The 21,095-nt window shown below is 50.5% G+C and carries 17 protein-coding genes, 3 pseudogenes and 1 other annotated feature (1 of these 21 cut by a window edge); of the genes and pseudogenes, 2 read left to right on the forward strand and 18 right to left on the reverse strand.

Annotated elements, in window-relative coordinates:
* Positions 1-118 (reverse strand) — a sequence feature (ribosomal protein L10 leader region); it reaches 17 nt to the left of the window's first position.
* Positions 119-155: 37 nt separating this feature from the next.
* The 10 genes and pseudogenes from ispD to DWZ16_RS06070 form a co-directional block, all read right to left on the reverse strand.
* Positions 156-923 carry a 2-C-methyl-D-erythritol 4-phosphate cytidylyltransferase gene (gene ispD, locus DWZ16_RS06025; RefSeq protein WP_107001382.1) on the reverse strand — a complete coding sequence of 256 codons (768 nt, stop codon included), beginning with the start codon at positions 921-923 and terminating at the stop codon, positions 156-158.
* 116 nt (positions 924-1,039) lie between these two features.
* A pseudogene (tsaD, locus tag DWZ16_RS06030) lies at positions 1,040-2,085 on the reverse strand (tRNA (adenosine(37)-N6)-threonylcarbamoyltransferase complex transferase subunit TsaD).
* Between the two features lie 128 nt (positions 2,086-2,213).
* Positions 2,214-3,125: a ribonuclease Z gene (locus DWZ16_RS06035; protein ID WP_118293360.1), complete on the reverse strand. Its 912-nt coding sequence runs from the start codon at positions 3,123-3,125 to the stop codon at positions 2,214-2,216.
* A gap of 221 nt (positions 3,126-3,346) precedes the next feature.
* Complete coding sequence (locus DWZ16_RS06040; protein ID WP_181357235.1) at positions 3,347-3,589, reverse strand: hypothetical protein; 243 nt, start codon at positions 3,587-3,589, stop codon at positions 3,347-3,349.
* A 116-nt stretch (positions 3,590-3,705) separates the two neighbouring features.
* A complete protein-coding gene (locus DWZ16_RS06045) occupies positions 3,706-4,110 on the reverse strand; it encodes an ACT domain protein (protein ID WP_022360619.1) in 405 nt (134 codons plus the stop codon).
* 85 nt (positions 4,111-4,195) lie between these two features.
* Positions 4,196-4,684, reverse strand: a complete 489-nt coding sequence (rimI, locus tag DWZ16_RS06050; RefSeq protein ID WP_118492421.1) for a ribosomal protein S18-alanine N-acetyltransferase — start codon at positions 4,682-4,684, stop codon at positions 4,196-4,198.
* A complete protein-coding gene (gene tsaB / locus DWZ16_RS06055; protein WP_118492422.1) occupies positions 4,684-5,433 on the reverse strand; it encodes a tRNA (adenosine(37)-N6)-threonylcarbamoyltransferase complex dimerization subunit type 1 TsaB in 750 nt (249 codons plus the stop codon). The genes rimI and tsaB overlap by 1 nt, the downstream gene beginning before the upstream one ends.
* 23 nt (positions 5,434-5,456) lie before the next feature.
* Positions 5,457-5,882 (reverse strand): tRNA (adenosine(37)-N6)-threonylcarbamoyltransferase complex ATPase subunit type 1 TsaE, encoded by a 426-nt coding sequence (gene tsaE / locus DWZ16_RS06060; RefSeq protein ID WP_022360622.1) that lies wholly within the window; start codon positions 5,880-5,882, stop codon positions 5,457-5,459.
* A complete protein-coding gene (locus DWZ16_RS06065; RefSeq protein WP_118522457.1) occupies positions 5,785-6,375 on the reverse strand; it encodes a YcxB family protein in 591 nt (196 codons plus the stop codon). The genes tsaE and DWZ16_RS06065 overlap by 98 nt, the downstream gene beginning before the upstream one ends.
* Before the next feature lie 93 nt (positions 6,376-6,468).
* Positions 6,469-8,620, reverse strand: a pseudogene (locus DWZ16_RS06070) (Tex family protein).
* A 232-nt stretch (positions 8,621-8,852) separates the two neighbouring features.
* On the opposite strand from DWZ16_RS06070, the gene DWZ16_RS06075 reads away from it, so the two are divergent.
* A complete protein-coding gene (locus tag DWZ16_RS06075) occupies positions 8,853-9,233 on the forward strand; it encodes a hypothetical protein (protein ID WP_118492426.1) in 381 nt (126 codons plus the stop codon).
* Positions 9,234-9,326: 93 nt separating this feature from the next.
* Here DWZ16_RS06075 and DWZ16_RS06080 read toward each other — a convergent pair.
* The 5 genes and pseudogenes from DWZ16_RS06080 to DWZ16_RS06100 form a co-directional block, all read right to left on the reverse strand.
* A pseudogene (locus DWZ16_RS06080) lies at positions 9,327-10,543 on the reverse strand (homoserine dehydrogenase).
* A 5-nt stretch (positions 10,544-10,548) separates the two neighbouring features.
* A complete protein-coding gene (locus tag DWZ16_RS06085) occupies positions 10,549-10,992 on the reverse strand; it encodes an ACT domain-containing protein (protein ID WP_107001373.1) in 444 nt (147 codons plus the stop codon).
* 204 nt (positions 10,993-11,196) lie between these two features.
* A complete protein-coding gene (gene prfB, locus DWZ16_RS06090) occupies positions 11,197-12,324 on the reverse strand; it encodes a peptide chain release factor 2 (RefSeq protein WP_117796089.1) in 1,128 nt (375 codons plus the stop codon).
* Positions 12,325-12,536: 212 nt separating this feature from the next.
* Positions 12,537-15,119 (reverse strand): preprotein translocase subunit SecA, encoded by a 2,583-nt coding sequence (gene secA / locus DWZ16_RS06095; protein WP_117796090.1) that lies wholly within the window; start codon positions 15,117-15,119, stop codon positions 12,537-12,539.
* Between the two features lie 145 nt (positions 15,120-15,264).
* Positions 15,265-15,648, reverse strand: a complete 384-nt coding sequence (locus DWZ16_RS06100) for a hypothetical protein (protein WP_118492430.1) — start codon at positions 15,646-15,648, stop codon at positions 15,265-15,267.
* Between the two features lie 372 nt (positions 15,649-16,020).
* Here DWZ16_RS06100 and raiA point away from each other — a divergent pair, with 372 nt between their 5' ends.
* A complete protein-coding gene (gene raiA, locus DWZ16_RS06105) occupies positions 16,021-16,548 on the forward strand; it encodes a ribosome hibernation-promoting factor, HPF/YfiA family (protein ID WP_022360630.1) in 528 nt (175 codons plus the stop codon).
* A gap of 112 nt (positions 16,549-16,660) precedes the next feature.
* Here raiA and DWZ16_RS06110 read toward each other — a convergent pair whose 3' ends face one another.
* The 3 genes from DWZ16_RS06110 to DWZ16_RS06120 form a co-directional block, all read right to left on the reverse strand.
* Positions 16,661-18,328 carry a formate--tetrahydrofolate ligase gene (locus DWZ16_RS06110; RefSeq protein WP_107001369.1) on the reverse strand — a complete coding sequence of 556 codons (1,668 nt, stop codon included), beginning with the start codon at positions 18,326-18,328 and terminating at the stop codon, positions 16,661-16,663.
* Between the two features lie 125 nt (positions 18,329-18,453).
* Entirely contained in the window at positions 18,454-19,098 is a 645-nt protein-coding gene (locus DWZ16_RS06115; protein ID WP_118492433.1) for a cyclodeaminase/cyclohydrolase family protein, read from the reverse strand.
* 254 nt (positions 19,099-19,352) lie between these two features.
* Positions 19,353-20,900: an SH3 domain-containing C40 family peptidase gene (locus tag DWZ16_RS06120; protein ID WP_118492435.1), complete on the reverse strand. Its 1,548-nt coding sequence runs from the start codon at positions 20,898-20,900 to the stop codon at positions 19,353-19,355.
* Positions 20,901-21,095: the final 195 nt, after the last annotated feature.

Below are 21,095 nucleotides of genomic sequence, written 5' to 3' on the forward strand. Positions count from 1 at the left end.
CCTCCGTCACACGCAGGACAGGGGGATAGAAATATACAACGATATCAGTTCCCTCGGCAGGCGTATTAACCTTATGCCTTTCGGCACCTGCTGTCTTCGGCAGTTAAACACGATAAATACTATAACATAGAAGTCAAGGGTTGTCAATAGACCTATTAACTTTTTTTATTTTGTAAAAATGCAGCCGCGACCTCCATATCCTCCGGTGTTGTCACCTTGATATTCCGGTAAGAACCTTCGGTCAGGCGTACCTTGTGATCGGTCATCGTCTCGACCACCATCGCATCATCCGTCACTCCCTGCTGGTACTCTTCCCGACTCATCATCTTGTCATACGCCGCGCGGATCAGCGGGTAAGTAAATCCCTGCGGTGTCTGAATCATCCAGACATGCGCCCGTTCCGGCGTCACAGAGGCAAATCCGTCCGCATCCACCAGCTTGACCGTATCCTTTGACGGCATGCCTGCCACTGCTGCGCTATAACTTCGTATATCTGATACGATACGTTCAATCATCGGCTCGTCCACAAACGGACGCGCCCCGTCATGAATCAGGACGCAGTCCCCCTCCCCATAGGAAAGCTGGCTGCCGAGCGCCTTTAACCCCTCGTAGACCGAATGGTAGCGCTCTTTTCCGCCCGCAACGATAGCGCGCACCTTGGAAAATCCATATTTTCCTACAATCTCGTCCCGGCAGTACGCGATCTCATCCGCCCCGGTCACCAGAATCACATCATCGACCCGGCTCTCCTCAAACGCGTGAAGTGCATACCAGATGACCGGCTTTTCCTCCAGAAGGAGAAACTGCTTCTGAATATTGCTTTTCATCCGTTTTCCCTGTCCGGCTGCCAGAACGATAGCGGCGGTGCGGGTCGGATGCGGTGTAATTTTCTCTTTCCCAAATTGATCCAATGTATGTTCCATCTCGTTTCTCCTCCATGCCAGAACGATCTCTTAAAACACTCTTTTTCCACTTTTTGTCAAATCAATATTTTTAAAAAAAATTAACCGCAAAACAATTCTTCCTGAAAAAATTTGTATTATCTCTCGCCCAGCTTCAAATTCGGCACCGCATTCAGATCCCAGCCTGCGCGCGCGCCCTTCTTATATTCATAGTACGCCGCCGCGCCGATCATCGCCGCATTGTCCGTACAGAAGATCGGTGACGGATGGAAGAACTGGATGCCCGCCTCTTTACAGGCCTTCTCCATGCCCGCCCGGAGAGCGGAGTTGGATGCCACACCGCCGGCGATCGCCACGCGCTTATAGCCGTGCTGTTTCGCCGCCTCGATCGTGCGCGATACCAATACTTCCACAACCGCATTCTGGAACGAAGCCGCCAGATCCGGCACATTGATCTCCTCGCCCATCATTTTCGCATGGTTAATATAATTTAAGACCGCCGATTTTAAGCCGCTGAAGCTGAAATCATATGGATTGTCGCCCACTTTTGCCCGTGGAAACTCAATCGCATGTGGATTCCCCTCTTTTGCCGCCTTATCGACCTTCGGACCGCCCGGATAACCGAGCCCGACCGCGCGTGCCACCTTGTCAAACGCCTCGCCTGCTGCATCGTCTCGGGTGCGTCCCAGAATCTCAAATTCGCCATAATCTTTCACAATCACCAGATGTGTATGTCCGCCTGACACGATCAGGCACATGAACGGCGGTTCCAGATCCGGATTTTCGATGAAATTTGCCGATACGTGCCCCTCGATATGGTGTACGCCGACCAGCGGCTTCTTCGCCGCATACGCGAGTGCTTTGCTTCCGCCACACCGACCAAAAGCGCGCCAACCAGCCCTGGACCGTAGGTAACTGCAATCGCCGTCATCTCCTCCAGACTCATATGTGCCTCTGTCAGCGCCTCTTCAATAACCTGGTTGATCTTCTCGATATGCTTTCTCGACGCAATCTCCGGCACAACGCCGCCAAACAGCGTGTGAAGATCGATCTGGGAAGATATGATATTGGAAAGAACGGTACGTCCGTTTTTCACGACTGAAGCTGCCGTCTCATCACAGGAACTCTCGATTGCAAGAATGTAAACATCTTCTGATGGGTGTCCGTTTTCTGTATCATGCACGGAAATCTCTGCCCTCGATACCGGAGCTTTCCCCGGTCCCCGTTCCAATGCTCCTGAAACTGGCATTTTCATCCGTTCTTCCTTCTTTTCTTCTATATTCTCTCTCTTTTCTTCCGTCTGCATCGCCCTTACTCCTCATCAAATCCCAGCTCTGCCGTCCAGCCATCACGGGCGGCTTTCGCTCTCGGGAATATCTCACGCACTTTATCCATATAATCATCCGGACGGATGAGCGACGGGCTGTAATGAGTCAGCCACATTTCCTTCGGCTGGGCCTCCTTCGCCAGGTGCGCCGCCTCCTGGAATGTCATATGCTTGTATTCTCTCGCCTTGGCTTCTTTCCCGTCCTCGCCGTACATGCCTTCACAGATAAACAGATCCGCATCCTTCGCGTACTCCGCAATTACCGGAAGCGGTCTCGTATCGGTACAGTATGACACCTTGATTCCCTTCCGGTCACCTCCGAGCACCATATCCGGTGTCAGCGTTCTGCCCTCCTCCTCGATCGTCTCCCCCTTCTGCAGGCGGCTCCAGAACTTCTGCGGAATCTCCTGCGCCCGCGCGCGTTCCACATCGAACCGTCCCTTTCTCGGAATCGAAATCGAGTACCCATAACAGGTCACATTATGGTTGACCCGGTACGCATCGATCACATACGGTCCAATCTGAAGCTGCTGTCTCGGCTCCGTCAGCTCGATAAACTCAAGCGGAAACGGCAATTCCGGCGCGATCGTCCGCAGTGCCGTCACCACGCGTTCCAGTCCCTTCGGTCCAATCATCGTGATCGGCTCCGTCCGCTCCGCATTTCCCATCGTCAACAAAAGTCCCGGCAGACCGCTGATATGATCCGCGTGATAATGTGTAAAACAAATCACATCCACCGGCTTCGGGCTCCAGCCCTTTTCTTTCAACGCAATCTGCGTGCCTTCCCCGCAGTCTATCAGCAAATTGCTGCCCGAGCAGCGGACCATCAAAGCCGTCAGCCACCGATACGGCAGCGGCATCATCCCGCCCGTTCCCAGCAAACATACATCTAACATGGAACATCCTCTTTTCTATTAAATAAATGATTTATAATAAATCTTTTTAATTAAAAGTCATGCAAAAAGCTGTCAAAACAGCTTTTCTCCTAACTCCCATATCATTTAATAATATCATAAAGAAATACTATGTTGCAAGCCAGAAATTCAGCAATCCAATTCACTGGCGAGACGCAGATGGCGCACCGCCTGTCCCGCGTTTCTCCGTTCCCCTCACGACTCTACAATAGTTCCGTCCTCTCCTCCTTATCTGCCTCAATCAGAAATTCCCGCGTCACTCCATCATAGCACTCCTCGCACAGATCAAAATGATGCACCTCCCCATCTTTCTCCGAAAAATAGTCCCATGCCACATCAAAATGCGCCGCTCCTTCGCGCAGAATGCCTTCTTTCACCGCCAGCTTCTTCCCGCACCGGTTGCAGACAACCGACAGAAGAATGCCGCTCTCTCCATATTTTCTCATGCTCTCCTCGCCTTTCTCTTCTATATACACAAAATGGAGAAGCCATGTCCTCCACAGCTTCTCCATCATTATACTGTTTTTTATACCGGTTTTTAAGCGGAAAGTGCTGGAAATACTTACAGTACCTTATATCCCTTCGATGTCAGGCAGATGCTGACCTCCCTCACATCGTCCGTGTGAAGCACCATAACCGGCTTGCCAGAATCACGATTGAAGGAGAGATACAGGTAATCTACATTGATATTGCTCTCTTCGAGGGAAATTAACAGACGGTTGAGTGCTCCGACCTCGTCATCCAGTTCGACGCCAAGCACCTCTGTCAGACGGCAGAGATAACCAGCTTCCGCCAGCACTTTCTCCGCGTGCTCTGGATTAGAAACAACCATACGGATAATACCGTACTCCGCACTGTCATTCGTGATCGAACCCCAAATGTTAATATTCTCCTTCTGAAGAAGGGATGTAATATTCTGTAAACGTCCTTTCTTATTCTCTGCAAAAATAGATACCTGACTCAGCATATGAACCTCCTACCGTTCTTTTCTTTTGATTTAACACTGTAAAGTGTTACGCTTTTATCTGTTAAACAGTATACTCATTTCCATTTCATCTGTCAATGCTTTTTCCGCTTCTTTTCCAATAAATCAGCGCATCTTCCGTCGGCCCGCTGTAATAATTCTTCCGAACCGCCTCTTTCTGAAAGCCATACGCCTCATACAGCGCAATCGCCGGGGCATTAGATGCACGCACCTCCAAGGTGATATCCTCGACGTTTTCTTCCTCTGCTTCCTTTAACAGCCGTTCCATCAGAAGCCGCCCATAGCCGCGCCCCCGGCACGCGCCGTGAACCGCGATCCGCATCAGCTCGCCTTCCCCGGCAATGACGCGGAAATTGCAGTAGCCACGGACGGTTTCATCCTCTTTCAGCACCCAGGTTTTATCCCAGCTGCTCGTCAGCAGATCCTGTAAAAGCTTCTCCGACCATGCATCCGAAAAGCATTCCAGTTCCAGTGCCCGGACCGCAGGAAGATCCCCCGGCTGAAAATCCACTATCTGAACACGAAGCTCTTTTTGCGTTCCCGTTCCTGCCGCCATTATTTCTTCTCCACGACCACAATACCGGCTGCCAGCTTATCCATCTCGCCCTGGCGCTCTGCGACCTCGCGCTCGCGCTCCGCCTGCGATTTCCGCAGATAATCCGGCTTGTGCTCGGCTGCCGTCTCGGTCTTTCCCTCTGCCAGATACACTGCGCCAAGCGCTGCCACCGCCGAAGCTCGCTGACGGCTCGCCTGTGCCGGTGCAAACGAATACGGCACCTTCATCTCTTCCTCGATCACCGCCCGGTTGACCGGCACACCGTCCCCCAGGAAAATCACGCGCTCGCCGCGCTCATTTAACTCAGCAATCAACGCATGGATATCCGTAATGTACTGTTCTTTCACAATCTCGAACTTCTCTTCATACCGATAGAGTCCCGTGTACACCTGCTGCCGTCTCGCATCCAGCATCGGGCAGATGAGCGCCGAAGCCCCGTACAGACAATATCCCATCGCATCCATCGTCGGCACATGGATCAGCGGCTTCCCAAGCGCCAGTCCCAGTCCTTTCGCTGTCGCAGAGCCAATCCGAAGCCCCGTAAAAGATCCTGGACCGCCGGATACTGCGATTGCATCGATGCTTTCCAACGGCACCTCCAGCATTTTCACAATCTCATCAATCATCGGAAGAAGTGTCTGCGAATGCGTTTTTTTCAGATTCACCGTATATTCCGCCGTGATCACATCATCCGTAACAATAGCAACCGATGCCACCAGGGATGCGCTTTCGATTCCCAAAATTCTCATTTTCTCTTTCCTCCTGTCGCCGGCTACTGCTCGTTTACTGAAATTTTCCGGTAATCAAAGCCCTTTTCCAAATCCTTTTCAATCGTGATCTGGATCGGATGTTCCGGCAGGATCTCGCGGATGCGCTCCGACCATTCGATCAGGCAGATGCCCTCGCCGTAGAAATAGTCCTCATAGCCAATCTCATCCATCTCGTCCACATCGCCGAGACGATATACATCAAAATGGTAGAGCGGCAGGCGCCCATCGTCGTACTCCTGCACGATCGTGAAAGTCGGGCTGTTGACCGGTTCCTGAATTCCAAGTCCCGCGGCAAACCCCTGCGTAAAAACCGTCTTTCCTACGCCCAGATCACCATTCAAACAATACACCTGCCCTGCCTGCGCTTCCATTCCAAGCTTTTTTCCAAACGCATACGTCTCTTCCGGGCTGTTTGTTTCTATCATCATGCTCGAATTCCTCTTCTCTTTTCCTGCGGCAGATTTCTTGTAAGCTACTGAGAAAAATCTGCTCCTCCGAACCTCTGAACACGCGCTTCGGCATCAGGTACGCCTTGTCTCGACCCAGGTAAAGCACATAGATTCCCGCGATCTTTTTCACTTTTACCAGCTTATCCCAGCTGATCTCACCCTTGCCGTTCGCCTGGCGGGCACGGATGCCCTCGTCTCCAATGTGAAATACAATCTCAGCTCCCGTTTTCGCATCCCTGGCGGTGCGCTCTGCCTGTTTCCAGATTGCAAAAATCTGAAAGCCTGTCAAGGCAATCACTCCCAGAATCACCAGATTCGTCACCTGCGTTCCCAGACGTTCCTCGCTGGCTGACGCTGCAATAATAACGAGCACCGTCAGTATGATGCATCCGATTCCACGCAGTCCCGCCCAGAAATTGTACATCGAATAAATAAAAATCTCTTTTGGCTGTATTTTTACACGTAAGTCCATTTTATCTTCTCCCTAATTTTCTATGCCTTATCCGCCGCCCCATTCCAGTCAGCGCTCCTGCATCCTATAACCAACGGCTGAATCTGCCGTGGTTTACTTCGTCTCCCGGATTTTCATCGTCAGCGAAATGCGCTTCTTCGCCACATCAACCGCCAGCACCTTGACCTCCACGATATCCCCGACGCTGACCGCCTCCAGCGGATGCTTGATATAGCGGTCTGTCATCTGGGACACGTGAACCAGACCATCCTGATGCACGCCGATATCCACAAACGCACCGAAATCAATGACATTCCGCACGGTTCCTTTTAAAATCATGCCCGGCTTCAAATCCTTCATTTCCAGCACATCCGTGCGGAGAATCGGCTTCGGCATCTCCTCACGCGGGTCGCGCGCCGGTTTTTCCAACTCGCTCACGATATCGAGCAAGGTCGGCTCGCCGATCGAAAGCTCTTTTGCCAGCTTTGCCGTATCCGCGATCTCCTTGCGGATATTGCGGATGCCGCCCGCCGCGATCTCCTTCGGATCATGTCCAAGCTGCTTTAAAAGCGCCTCCGCTGCTTTATAGCTCTCCGGGTGCACACTCGTCGCATCGAGCGGATTCTTGCCGCCCTGGATCCGCATAAATCCGGCGCACTGTTCATACGCCTTCGGTCCCAGCTTCGCCACCTTCAAAAGCTCACGGCGCGTTGAAAATGCGCCATTCTCCTCCCGATATGCCACGATATTTTTCGCAATCGTCTTGTTAATGCCGGAAATATAGGCGAGCAGCGGCGCCGATGCCGTATTCAGATCCACGCCGACCTTATTTACGCACGTTTCCACCACGCCCTGCAGCGCTTCGCTTAAATTTTTCTGGTTCATATCATGCTGGTACTGACCGACTCCAATGGATTTCGGATCAATTTTTACCAGCTCCGCCAGCGGATCCTGCAGGCGTCTCGCGATCGATGCCGCGCTTCTCTGTCCGACATCAAACTGCGGAAATTCCTCCGTCGCCAGCTTGCTCGCCGAATAAACCGACGCGCCCGCCTCATTGACGATGACATACTGAACTTTCTCCGGAATTTCTTTTAAGAGTTCCACGATGATCTGCTCAGATTCTCGGCTTGCCGTACCATTCCCCACTGAGATCAGGGAAATACCGTACTTGCGGATCAGCTTTTTCACGATCTCCTTCGACTCTTCCACGCGGTTCTGCGGCGCAGTCGGGTAAATGACCGTCGTATCGAGCACTTTTCCCGTCTCATCCACAACTGCCAGCTTGCAGCCCGTCCGGAATGCCGGATCCCAGCCGAGCACCACGCATCCTGCGATCGGCGGCTGCATCAGGAGCTGTTCCAGGTTCTTGCCAAATACCTGAATCGCGCCGTTCTCTGCCGTTTCTGTCAGCCCCGCGCGGATCTCGCGCTCGATCGCCGGTCCGATCAGGCGGCGGTAGCTGTCCAGAATCACTTCTTCCATCACGCGCGCCGCATCCCCATCCGGCGGATAATCAGCTGTTTCTCCATATACCGGACAATCTGCTCCTCCGGCGCTATAAGCTTCACGCTCAGAATCTTCTCTTTCTCACCGCGGTTGATCGCCAGCACACGGTGTCCCGCCAGCTTTTTGACTGGTTCGGAGAATGATAGTACATCTCGTACACCGACTGTATCTTCTCATCCTTTGCGGATGCCTCCAAAAGACCGTCCTGCATCGTCTTTTTACGTGCGTAGTTGCGGTATTTTGCCATCTCGCTGATCTGCTCAGCCAGAATATCACGCGCGCCGTCTATTGCCTCTGAAACATCTGCAACACCCTTTTCTTCCGACACGTACTTCGCCGCCTCCGCCTCCAGGCTGCCGCCCGCTTCCTGCTTGTAAATCCAGACTGCTAACGGTTCCAGCCCTTTCTCACGGGCAATTCCGGCACGGGTGCGCCGTTTCGGGCGGTACGGAAGATAAAGATCTTCCACCGCAACCAGCGTCGCCGCATCGCGGATCTGTTTCTCCAGCGCCGGAGTCAGCTTCTCCTGGGCGCGGATCGCACCGATCACCTGCTCCTTTTTATCCTCCAGATTCCGAAGATAGCGCAGACGCTCATCTAGCTGGCGCAGCACCTCATCATTCAGGGAACCGGTCGCCTCCTTGCGGTAGCGCGCGATGAACGGGATCGTGTTTCCCTCATCGATCAGCTTTACCGCCGCTTCGACCTGATTTCTCCCTATCTGAAGCTCTTCTTTCAATGCCTGTATAATATCCATGCAAAAACTCTCCTTCAATATCAATACGCTGTTTAATCATACCATTCCAGCGCATATTTCGCAAGTCAATGCCTAACTGGACAAGCGGCTTTATTCATGATACACTTTTATCGGATTCAATCCGCCAGATGGGCATAGATTTTGTTTTGCCCTATTCAGCGGCTGTCTCTAATTTTCAGAAAAGGATGTAGCTGTTTTCTTTTTTCACAGTTATGAAAGGATTAGATATACGATGAGTTATTACGATGAAACACCTTCTCCGAAGGAACATTCAGATACAAATGAAACCCGGCGCAATCGTTCGCGCCGCTATGCCACGATGTCAATGATGTGCGGCATCTTCGCATTTTTCTCCCTGTTTTTGAGTTTTTCCGCCGCGATTCTGCTCGGAATGTCGGCGAATGTACTGTTTGTCCTATCCAAGGAGGAAGGACAGCCGCGGCGCGGCAGCGCAGTGGTCGGGCTAATACTGGGAGTTATGTCTACCATCTTTGGAGTAGTTGAGTTTTTCTGCCTGATCCAGGTGTACCATATGATTACGGATCCGCAATATGCGCCGTTTTTTGATCAGGCAATGGAGTTGTATGAGAGTTTGATTGGTCCGTTACAATAAAATGATTGGCAAGAGGACCTTTTTCTGTGTATTTCTTGCGTTAAAAAGCACACCGCGTCATGAATGACTTTGGCGTGCTTTTTACTTTATATCCTATTTTGTATAGCGAATCGTCTGGCGGATATCTTCCTCGAATACCGCTGCCAGTTTCCGGAAGCGTGCTTCGGTCATTTCTCCGGTTATGACCGCAAATTCGTCCATCTCCGGGAGTTCGATGGTTTCTGCTTCACCGAAGGCTGCACGCACATCGGCAAGTTTGTCGGCTGATTTGCCTGCCAGTCGGAGGAAGTAGCTGAAGGTTACTTCGCCCATCGGTGCAACTGGCTGTTTTTCGTCGGTCCAGCCGGTCGGGATGTTGTCTTCCATGTGTCCGGCGATCTCTACGATGTCGCTGACGACTGCGCTGGCGGTCGGGAGTTTTCCGGCGCCGCTGCCGTAGAACATGACGGTTCCAAGTGTATTGCCGCGAACCATGACTGCATTGTATACGTCATTGACTGCAAAGAGCGGATGATCCGGTCCGATCATCATCGGGCATACATAGACGCTGGCTTTATTGCCTTCCATGCGGCTGGTTCCAAACAGTTTAATCGAAGTTCCCAGCTTTGCCGCATATTTGAAATCAGTATCGGTAATCTTTGTGATGCCCTCGGTCGGCACATCTTCGTAATTTACTTCTTTTCCAGTTGCCAGTGAGGTAAGAATCGTGATCTTGCGGCAGGTATCGTAGCCTTCTACGTCTGCCTCCGGGTTGCGCTCTGCATATCCGAGTTCCTGCGCTTTCTTCAAGCTTCCTCAAAGGTCTGACCTTCTCTTGCCATCTTGGTAAGGATATAGTTGGTTGTACCGTTTAAGATACCGCTGATTTCCTCGATCTTCTCGCCTGCAAGAGACTGAGTCAGCGGACGCAGAAGCGGAATGCCGCCGCCTACGCTGGCTTCGAAGAGGAAGTTTAAGTTCTTCTCGCGTGCAATCGCCAGAAGCTCGGTGCCGTGTGCCGCTACAAGTGCCTTGTTGGAGGTCACAACGTGCTTACCGGCTAACAGGCACGCTTTTGCAAACTTGTATGCCGGATTGACGCCGCCCATCGCCTCTACAACGATCTCTACTTCTTCGTCTTTTTCAATGATCTCAAAATCATGAACAATCTGCGCTTCGTGCGGATCACCCGGAAATTCACGCAGATCCAGAATATATTTTACTGCAATCTCTTTGCCGGTTTTTTCTGTGATTTTGTCTTTGTTGGTTTCTAATACTTCTACGACTCCGGAACCAATTGTTCCATAGCCCATCACTGCTACCTGAATCATAATCTTTACTCCCTGGCTATAATTTTTACGTTGTGTACTCCCGAATTTTCTTCCATCTCTTCGACCATATGCGATATATTTCCGGTATCCGAGCGGACTTCCACGCTGAGTGTCAGCGTCGCCACATTGTTGACCGGAATACTCTGATGAATCGTCAGAATATTCGCCTTGTAAATCGCTACGATATGAAGAAGATCCGATAAAAGTCCCTGTTCATCATCCATCTGCAGCACCATGGTAATCGTTTTGCCCTTGGCGTTGTCGTAAAATGGAAAAATATCGTCCTTATACTTATAAAAGGAACTCCGGCTGATCCCAAGCTGGTCGGTCGCCTCCTGAATCGTCATCGCCTTTTCCGACGCAATGAGCTTCTTCGCTTCCGCCACCTTCAAAAGGACTTCCGGCACTGCTTTCTGCTTTAACAGATAATACTTTGTCTTTTCTTCCATTCCATCTCCGCTTATGTACGCACCAGAAATACATTTGTGTTTACCAGGAAGATATTATCACATTTATTGACGCTCTGCAATCTATTTTTTTCATAATAATCGAATTGTATCTGTAAAAAAACAGCCTGAACTGACGGCACTCGACAGAGTGTTTTCTTCTCTGTCAAACTTTTGTGCCGCCAATCCAGGCTGATTTATCTTCTTTTACGCCTCTTCTGTCTTCTGGTTTTTCAGGCTGATCCACTTTAAATACGCACTGATAAACAGATCAATATCTCCATCCATTACCGCGTTCACATTGCCATTTTCAGCGTTCGTCCGGTGATCCTTGACGAGCGTGTACGGCTGCATAACGTAGGAACGGATCTGGTTTCCGAAGTTAATGTCCTTGACATCGCCGCGGATGTCGGACAACTTCTCGGCATTCTCCTGTTGTTTGAGCAGGTACAGCTTTGCCTTTAACATCTGCATCGCCTTGTCCTTGTTCTGGAACTGGGAACGCTCATTCTGGCACTGTACGACGATACCGGTCGGCAGATGCGTGATACGGATCGCGGAGGACGTCTTGTTGATATGCTGTCCACCGGCACCACTCGAGCGATAGGTATCGATCCGCAGATCGTCCGGATTAATCTCCACATCCAGATCTTCTTCAATATCCGGCATGACATCACAGGAAACGAACGAGGTCTGACGCTTGCCAGCCGCGTTGAACGGGGAAATACGGACCAGACGATGGACGCCTTTCTCCGATTTCAGGTAGCCGTAGGCATTTTCGCCGTTGACCTGCAGTGTGATGGACTTAAGTCCCGCCTCGTCGCCATCCAGGAAATCAAGCACCTCGGTCGTAAAGCCCTTTTTGTCCGCCCAGCGCTGGTACATACGATACAGCATACTGCACCAGTCCATCGCCTCGGTACCACCCGCGCCCGCGTTCAGCTTGAGGATCGCGTTGCAGCCGTCGTACTCGCCGGACAGGAGTGTCTTTGTGCGGAGTTCTTCCAGCTCTTTGACGAACTCATCTAACATCTCCTGAATCTCCGGAATCATCGCCGGGTCATTTTCCTCATAGCCCATCTCGATCATGACCTGGATATCCTCATACTGCTGTTCAAGGTGCTTGTAGCCATCCACTGTATCTTTGAGATTTTTCGCCTCACGGACCGTCTTGGTCGAGCGCTCCGGATCATCCCAGAAGCCCGGTTCTTCCATTGATTTGTCAAGCTCCGTGATGCGGCGCTCCTTATTTTCCAGATCCAGGGAATCCTTGACCTCTTTCAGCGTCTCATCGTAGGTTGATAACGTATACTTAAACTGATCTAATTCAACCATGCTCTCACCTTCTCCATTCTCATCTATCTGCTGCCATTTTTCTCAACGGTTCAGCATTCTTTCAGTTATATTTTGTTACGGATCACACACATATAGACCGTAACTCTTTTTTATATTTGGAAAAATTCCCGGAACCAGGTATTTCGCCATAGTTTCGGGAATTTTCTGCACAGACTGCTGCAAAATCACAGCAGCCTGCCTTCTTTCATCTATTAATTCTTCGCGTACAGCTTCCGTCCACAGCACTGTTTGTACTTCTTGCCGGAACCGCATGGGCACGGATCGTTCGGGTAAATCTTCTTCTCCTCACGCTTCTTCGGTGCCTGCACGGTGCTGTCGTCACGGTTGGTTCCCGTTACCTTGGCAGCCGGTTCACGCTCGACCTTCTGCTCTGCACGGATGTGGAACAGAATACGGACGGTATCCTCACGGATCGCTGCCGTCATGCTGTCGAACATCTCATAGCCGCTCATCTTATACTCAACCAGCGGGTCTCTCTGACCATATGCCTGCAGACCGATGCCTTCGCGCAGCTGATCCATATCGTCGATATGAGCCATCCACTTTGCATCAACCACTTTCAGAAGGATCACGCGCTCCATCTCGCGTACCTGTTCCGCGCTTGTAAACTCTGCCTCGCGTGTCTCATAAAGCTTCGTTGCCGCCTCTTTAAGCATATGTTTCAGCTCGTTTTTCTTCATATGCTGCTGGTCTTCCGTCAGCTGAATCGGCTCTAACGGGATAACCGGAAGCAGCAGGGAATTTAACTCGGACAGATCCCACTCAGCCGGTTCCTGCTCATCAGAGATGGACATATCTACGGCGTTTTCTACGATATCCGTGATCATCTTCATGATAACAGAACGCATATTCTCACCATCCAGTACACGGCGGCGCTCTGCGTAGATTGCCTCACGCTGCTCGTTCATAACCTCGTCGTATTTTAACAGGTTCTCGCGGATACCGTAGTTGTTGGTCTCGATCTTCATCTGTGCTTTCTCAATCGCCTTGGAAAGCATCTTGTGCTCGATCTGCTCATTCTCCGGTACGCCCATCGCGTTGAACATATTCATCAGACGCTCTGAACCGAAGAGACGCATCAGGTCATCCTCCAGGGACAGGTAGAAACGTGATTCACCCGGATCGCCCTGACGTCCGGCACGACCGCGCAGCTGGTTATCAATACGTCTGGACTCATGACGCTCTGTACCGATAATCTTTAAGCCGCCCAGTTCTCTGGAAATCTCATCCAGCTTGATATCCGTACCACGACCTGCCATATTAGTCGCGATCGTAACGGCACCATGGATACCTGCATCTGCTACGATCTCAGCCTCCAGCTCATGGAACTTCGCATTTAATACCTTATGCGGAATGCCGCGTCTTGTCAGCATCTTGCTCAGAAGCTCGGAAGTCTCGATCGTAATGGTACCAACCAGAACCGGCTGTCCCTTTTCATGGGCTGCTGCCACTTCCTCGACAACCGCATGGAATTTCTCTTTTTTCGTCTTATAAACCGCATCCTCGTAATCAATACGCTGTACCGGTCGGTTCGTCGGGATGGAGATAACGTCCATCTGGTAAATGTTACGGAATTCCTTCTCCTCGGTCTGTGCCGTACCGGTCATACCAGCCTTCTTGTTGAACTTGTTGAAGAAGTTCTGGAAGGTAATGGTTGCCAGCGTGCGGCTCTCACGGCGCACATGTACGTGCTCCTTCGCCTCAATCGCCTGATGGAGACCATCGGAATAACGGCGTCCCGGCATGATACGTCCGGTAAACTCATCGACGATCAGAACCTCGTCATCTTTTACCACGTAGTCCTTATCGCGGAACATCAGGTAGTTGGCACGCAGTGCCAGAATGATGTTGTGCTGGATCTCCAGGTTCTCCGGATCCGCCAGGTTTTCGATGTGGAAGAAATCTTCAACCTTCTTCACACCAGCCTCGGTCAGGTTGACTACTTTATCTTTCTCATTGACTACGAAATCGCCTGTCTCCTCGATCTCCTCGCCCATGATGGCTGCCATCTTGGAAAATTCTGCTGATTCCTCGCCCTTTTCCAACTGACGTGCCAGAATATCGCAGACCTCATAGAGCTTCGTGGACTTGCCGCTCTGTCCGGAAATGATAAGCGGGGTTCTCGCCTCATCGATCAGGACGGAATCGACCTCATCGATGATCGCATAGTCCAGATTCCGCATAACCATCTGCTCTTTGTAGATCGCCATGTTGTCACGCAGATAATCGAAACCAAGCTCATTGTTGGTAACGTAGGTAATATCACAGTTGTAAGCTTCCCGGCGCTCGTCGGAATTCATCGAGTTTAAAACCACGCCGACCGTCAGACCGAGGAATCTGTGAACCTCGCCCATCCACTCTGCATCTCGTTTTGCCAGATAGTCGTTGACGGTAACGATGAATACACCCTTTCCAGCCAGCGCATTTAAGTACGCCGGTGCGGTAGAAACCAGGGTTTTACCCTCACCAGTACGCATCTCTGCGATACGTCCCTGATGCAGGACGATACCACCGATCAGCTGAACCGGGTAATGCTCCATATTTAATACTCGTCTCGCCGCCTCACGCACGGTTGCAAATGCCTCCGGCAGAAGGTCGTCCAGCGTCTCGCCGTTCGCAAGGCGCTCTTTGAACTTGCGCGTATTGTCACGCAGTTCATCATCCGATAAGGCAGTCATCTGCTCGCGCATACCTAGAATCTTATCCACGATCGGGCGGATCAGCTTCAGCTCGCGTTCGCTGTGGGTACCAAACACTTTCTCTATCAGATTCATGCTTTTCTCTCCTATTTCTTGCTTTCTCATTCTTTTTTCGTTTTTATAGCTCAATGTATGATATGTTTTAGATCGAAAAGATCGTATAGGTATAGTTATACAATCTTATTTATTCTAACACTAACAGGGATTTTATTCAATGATTTCATGATTTTTTTACATTTATTCTGCGCACACGCCCGGCTGAGATAAGCCGAACCTGCCGTACCCGGAAAATCCCAGCCATAAAACAAGACCCTCCATACACGAACAAAGGAACCTGCTGTAAAACGCTGCCTCCCTGCCTATCCAGGTAAAACGTTTTTTCTTCTGCCAGCCCGCCAACTTTATGGTAAACCAGACAAGTTGCACAAAATATATGTTCGACTTTCTTGTTGTCCACATTATCCACATTTTGTCCCCAGTTTTGTGGATAAGTTTTGCACACCCATTTTTTCCCTTTTTTAGGGAAAATGGAGTTTTGCACCGACTTATCCACATTATCCACAATTTCCGTCTGTTCACGAAGCACCCATTTTCCCCGGCGCATTTTGATTTCTTTTTTGTTCAGATCTCATAAACTTGCATATTTCTTCCAAAAATACAAGCAGATCTATTGACAAATGAAGAACCCTCGCATTGCCTCCAAACCCCCGTTTTTTCTAGCTTTTTCGGCCTTTTTCTGTTGCAAAAACACACCCATTCTGCCCTATCCTGCAAGACTCTTTTTTCATATTTCATTGTCCGCCGCACAAACCGCGCGCAAATCCCTTATAAAACAACAGCAATTCGTGAAAAATCAAACGACACAGTATTTCGACCTGTTTTTCAATTAATTGTGTTGACAATTTTGCGAAAAAGGTTGAATTTAACATCCAAAAGTGGTATACTATAGCCATCCCAATAAAAAGGAGCGATGATTATGCGTTATAAGATTACTGGAAGAAATATCAATGTTACCCCGGGGTTAAAAGCAGCTGTAGAGGAGAAGATCGGAAAGTTAGAGCGATACTTCAATCAGGACACTGAAGTGAATATCACACTTACGGTTGAGAAAGATCGTCAGAAGATCGAGGTTACCATCCCTGTCAAAGGCACCATCATCCGTGCAGAGCAGGAAAGCAACGATATGTATGTATCGATTGATTTGGTAGAAGAAATCATCGAGCGTCAGCTCAAAAAATATAAGAATAAAATCGTAGACAAGAAACAGGCGGCCGTTGCATTCTCTGACCTCTTCATAAACGAAGAATATGATTCCAACGACGAAGTAGATATCGTCAAAGTAAAGAAATTCGCTATGAAGCCGATGGATCCGGAAGAGGCTTGTGTACAGATGGAACTCTTAGGACATAGTTTCTATGTATTCCTGAATTCCGAGACCGAGCAGGTCAATGTTGTTTACAAACGTAAAGGCAACACCTACGGATTGATCGAACCAGAATTTTAATTCATCGCTTCGTACTATAAGTAGACAAGTTTCCTAGCAAAAAGGGGAGCTGCCATGTGGCAGTTCCCCTTTTTGCGTTGTGTTAAGTTCCATTCATATCCTATTTCTTTTCTTAGAACAGACCCGTGATCCGTCCATTCTCATCGACATCGATCTTCTCTGCCGCCGGCACCTTCGGAAGTCCTGGCATCGTCATGATGTCGCCGGTCAGCGCTACGATGAAGCCTGCGCCCGCGGATACTTTCAGGTTGCGGACAGTTACTGTAAAGTTCTTCGGTGCGCCGAGCAGCTTCGCATTGTCCGAAAAGCTGTACTGCGTCTTCGCCATACAGATCGGATAGTTACCAAATCCAAGCTCAGTCAGGCGTTTTGCCTGCTTCTTTGCTGCATCCGTGAGTACAACGCCGTCGCCGTGGTAGATCTTCTTCACGATCGCATCCAGTTTCTCCTCGATCGTTGTATCGGTCTCGTAGCAGTAGTGGAACTCGCTCTCAGTCTCGCACAGGCGGATGACTTCTTTTGCCAGCTCCTCGCCGCCTTCTCCGCCTTTCGCCCATACCTCGGACAGAGCTACATTGACACCGACCTCATGGCACTTATCCTCGATCAGCTTTAATTCTGCCTCGGTATCCATTGGGAAGCGGTTGATCGCTACGACACACGGAAGTCCATATACCTTGGTAATATTTTCTACATGCTGCATCAGGTTCGGAAGTCCCTTCTCCAGTGCTTCCAGATTCTCTGCGTTTAAGTCAGCCTTCGCCACGCCGCCGTGATGCTTCAAGGCACGTACCGTCGCTACTACAACGACCGCCGACGGTTTCAGCTCTGCCATCCGGCACTTGATATCCAGGAATTTCTCCGCACCCAGGTCAGCGCCGAAGCCAGCCTCTGTGATCGTGTAATCACCCAGCTTTAATGCCATCTTTGTCGCAATGACGGAGTTACATCCATGCGCGATGTTCGCGAACGGACCGCCGTGGATAAATGCCGGTGTATGCTCTAAGGTCTGTACCAGGTTTGGTTTCAGGGCATCCTTTAAAAGAGCCGTCATCGCGCCCGCTGCTTTCAGATCACCGGCAGTGACCGGTTCCTCGTCATAGGTATAACCTACGATAATCTTGGAAAGGCGTTCTTTCAGATCCGTAATGTTGCGTGCCAGGCACAAAACTGCCATGATCTCGCTGGCAACCGTGATGTCATATCCGTCCTCACGGGTCACGCCATCCACGCGGCGTCCCAGACCATCTACGATGTTGCGGAGCTGACGGTCATTCATATCGACAACACGCTTCCAGGTAATGCGCTTCGGATCGATGCGGAGTGCATTGCCCTGATAGATATGATTGTCCAGCATCGCTGCCAGCAGGTTGTTTGCTGCGCCGATCGCGTGGAAATCACCGGTAAAATGGAGGTTGATATCCTCCATTGGAATGACCTGTGCATATCCGCCGCCAGCTGCACCACCTTTGACACCAAAGACCGGTCCCAACGACGGCTCACGAAGCGCTACGGTTACCTTTTTGCCAAGACGTTTCAATCCGTCTGCCAGACCGACCGTGGTCGTGGTCTTTCCTTCTCCGGCTGGAGTCGGGTTGATCGCGGTCACCAGAATCAGTTTTCCATCCTTGCCCTCGGTCTCCTTCAGAAGACTGTAGTCTACCTTTGCCTTATAATTTCCATACTGCTCCAGATACTTCTCGTCTACGCCTGCTGCCTGTGCAATCTCACCGATTTTCAGTGGATTCGCTGCCTGTGCAATCTCAATATCTGTCATCATTACTCCTGTACCTCCCTGTTTTTGCGGTTTTGCCTGTTCCGGAAGTTTTCACACAGTGAATGTTATCTGCTTTATCTTCTGTAAAGAAGATCCCCCCTGTGAATTTCCCGGAAAGACTGTGAATGTTATCTATTATATACTGTGTCTGACAATTTGGAAAGACACAAAATTGATTTTTCACAAAAAATTGCATCCGATTCCAGTTTTTCTACTTTTTTCCCAAGTTCTGATACATAACTTTCGTCCTTGATCGATGCCAGATTGATCTTCACATTAAAGAGGGCACCCACAACCGCTGTCCGGGCTAACATCGCCGCAATCAGACCGTCGGAAACGGCACCTTTATTGCCCCTCTTTACGACCGCTTCCGCCATCGGAAAAATCTTTGCCGCTGACTCCGCAATCGCAAGCGGCGCTTCGGTCGCCTCTTTTAACCCCTGCTGCAGGGCGGCAGTGCGGATTTTTTTCTCCTCCTCCGTCTCCTTCGGAAGCTTCAGCGCTCTCATATATCCATTGAACGATTCGCTGTCCTTTTTGATCCCCGCCAGCAACTCCTCATGCAGCGCAGCGCCCTCAGCTGCCAGCGCCTGCATTTCCTCCTGCACCCCGGCATATGTTTCCTTTCCGATCGTCAGATTTGCCACCATTTCCATCAATGCCGCGCCCAGCGCCCCCACCATCGCCGACACGCTTCCGCCGCCCGGTACAGACGCCTTCGAAGCAGTTTCTTCTACAAACTGGTTTACGGAAAGTTCTCTTAATTCTGCCATGATTTTTCTCCTTTTTTATAAAAAGAATGTGCCTTGGCACATTCTCGCGCCGAGCGCGGTCGCTTGCGACATGTTTCTGCTTCGCGCGAGTGCATACATTTTCCTATAAAAATGAAAAAATACCGCAAAATTACTTGTCTCACCGTTCAGAAATCTTCTGCCCCGCTGGCAACGTAATTTTGCGGTATTCCCACCGAGCCCTACGGATATGAAATCGTTCCGTAAGAACCGATATACTCCTTTATCTGCGTTTACTAATTTAAGAATGAAACTGCCTTACACGGTGTTCGGTAGTTGGACGGCGAAATCTTGATGCCGCTCTTTGCCGTACTTGCGTGGATAACCTGTCCATTGCCTATGTAAAGTGCTACGTGATTGATATAATTGCCGCTCGCATAAAAAAGCAGATCGCCCGGCTGTACTGCGCTGACCGCAACCTCCTTGCCCTTTGCCGCCTGATCTCTCGAGCTTCGTCCGGTTGAAATACCGAAATGTGCAAATACACTCATTGTAAATCCGGAACAGTCCGCGCCGTTTGTCAGACTGGTTCCGCCGTATACATACGGATTTCCAAGGAACTGCTTTGCATATGCCACAACCGCAGAACGGGTAGCATTTGTTACTTCATTTCCAGAAGAGGACGTACCGCCTGTGCCTGGTCCGCCGCCCGGTCCAACGCCGCTTGCAGTGGTCGCTTTCGTCGCTGCCGCTGTAGTCGGCGCTTTCGTCTCAGCTGCCTTTGTCGTCTCCTTGGCTGCCGCTGTCGTCCCAGCTGCCTTGCTTTCGCTCGGATTCGCCTCTATTGTTCCGCTGTAGGAAGTCTCCGGTGCTTTGGTCGTCTCTTTGGCAGCTGCCGTGGTTTCCTTCGCAGCTGCCGTGGTTTCCGCTGCCCTCGACTCTTCCTCGGCTTTCTTCTTTACCTGTTCCAGGTTCTCGATCGCCGCATTCGCTTCCTGTTTCAGTTTTTCTTCTTCAGCTTTCTGCTGCTGTTCCTCAGCTACGGAAACTGCCTGCTTAAAGTCTACCTGCGTCGTAATATAATCTTTATACACATATCCGACCAGATCATTATCGACGGAAATCTTGGCAAAATCGCCCTCTTCTCCGATCACCTCATACTCTGCATCGGCAGAAAGAAGATCCAGCGTCTTGCCCTCTAAGCTCGGCGTCTCTCTCAGGCGAAGCGTAGAGGTATTTGTAACCTTCGCGTAGGTTGTGCCGACTTCCCTGGCAATCTTGGACGCCTCCTCACCGGTCACAAAATACTGTGCTTTAATATAACCGGTCACGGAACCCGACTGGATATGGTACCATTTGCCGCCCTCGCCGTCCACCGTGTCCAGAATTGTCGCCGCACAGTTATTGTAAATCTTTCCGACTACCTCGCTGCCTGTGCTCGCCTGTGCGCGAACATTGACATAATTGGTCACACGGGAAATCGCGATATTATCGTAGATCGACTTGGACATCGCGCGGACAACCGCCTCAGTCTCGCCAGTTGTCTCCTTTGGCTGGGCTTTCGTCTCTGCTGGCACCTGTGCCGGTTTGGCTGTCTGCGCACCGCCTGCCACGCCCGTCTGACCGGCTCCCGCCACTGCCAGAACTTCTTTAGAAGCAAATGCCTCCGCCAGCTCTTTTTCCGGGTTCAAGCTGCTCGCATAGTAATTATTGATCGCCACTGACGCGCCAGCGACCGGGGCATCCGTCTCCAGATTCATCGCCGCCTGGGCGCTCATCTGTCCCGTCCCTGCCATCACAAGGCACGCTCCTGATACTATCAGAAATTTCAGCGTTTTTCTCATAAGAACCTCCTACTCTTCTGTCCATTCTGTTCCGTCGTTTTATCTCAAACTGTAACTGTTCAGTACCTTCACAGTCACGCGCAAAAATCCATTAAAAATTGCCTACGGCAATGGGATTTTTGCCTGCTGACCCATGTTTTCGTACGGTCAGCGCAGTAAATGCGCAGACCTACTAAACAGTTACTCTGTTTTCTT

Origin of the sequence: Clostridium sp. AF29-8BH, from assembly GCF_003478145.1 — a bacterium.
GTDB lineage: Bacteria > Bacillota > Clostridia > Lachnospirales > Lachnospiraceae > Otoolea > Otoolea fessa.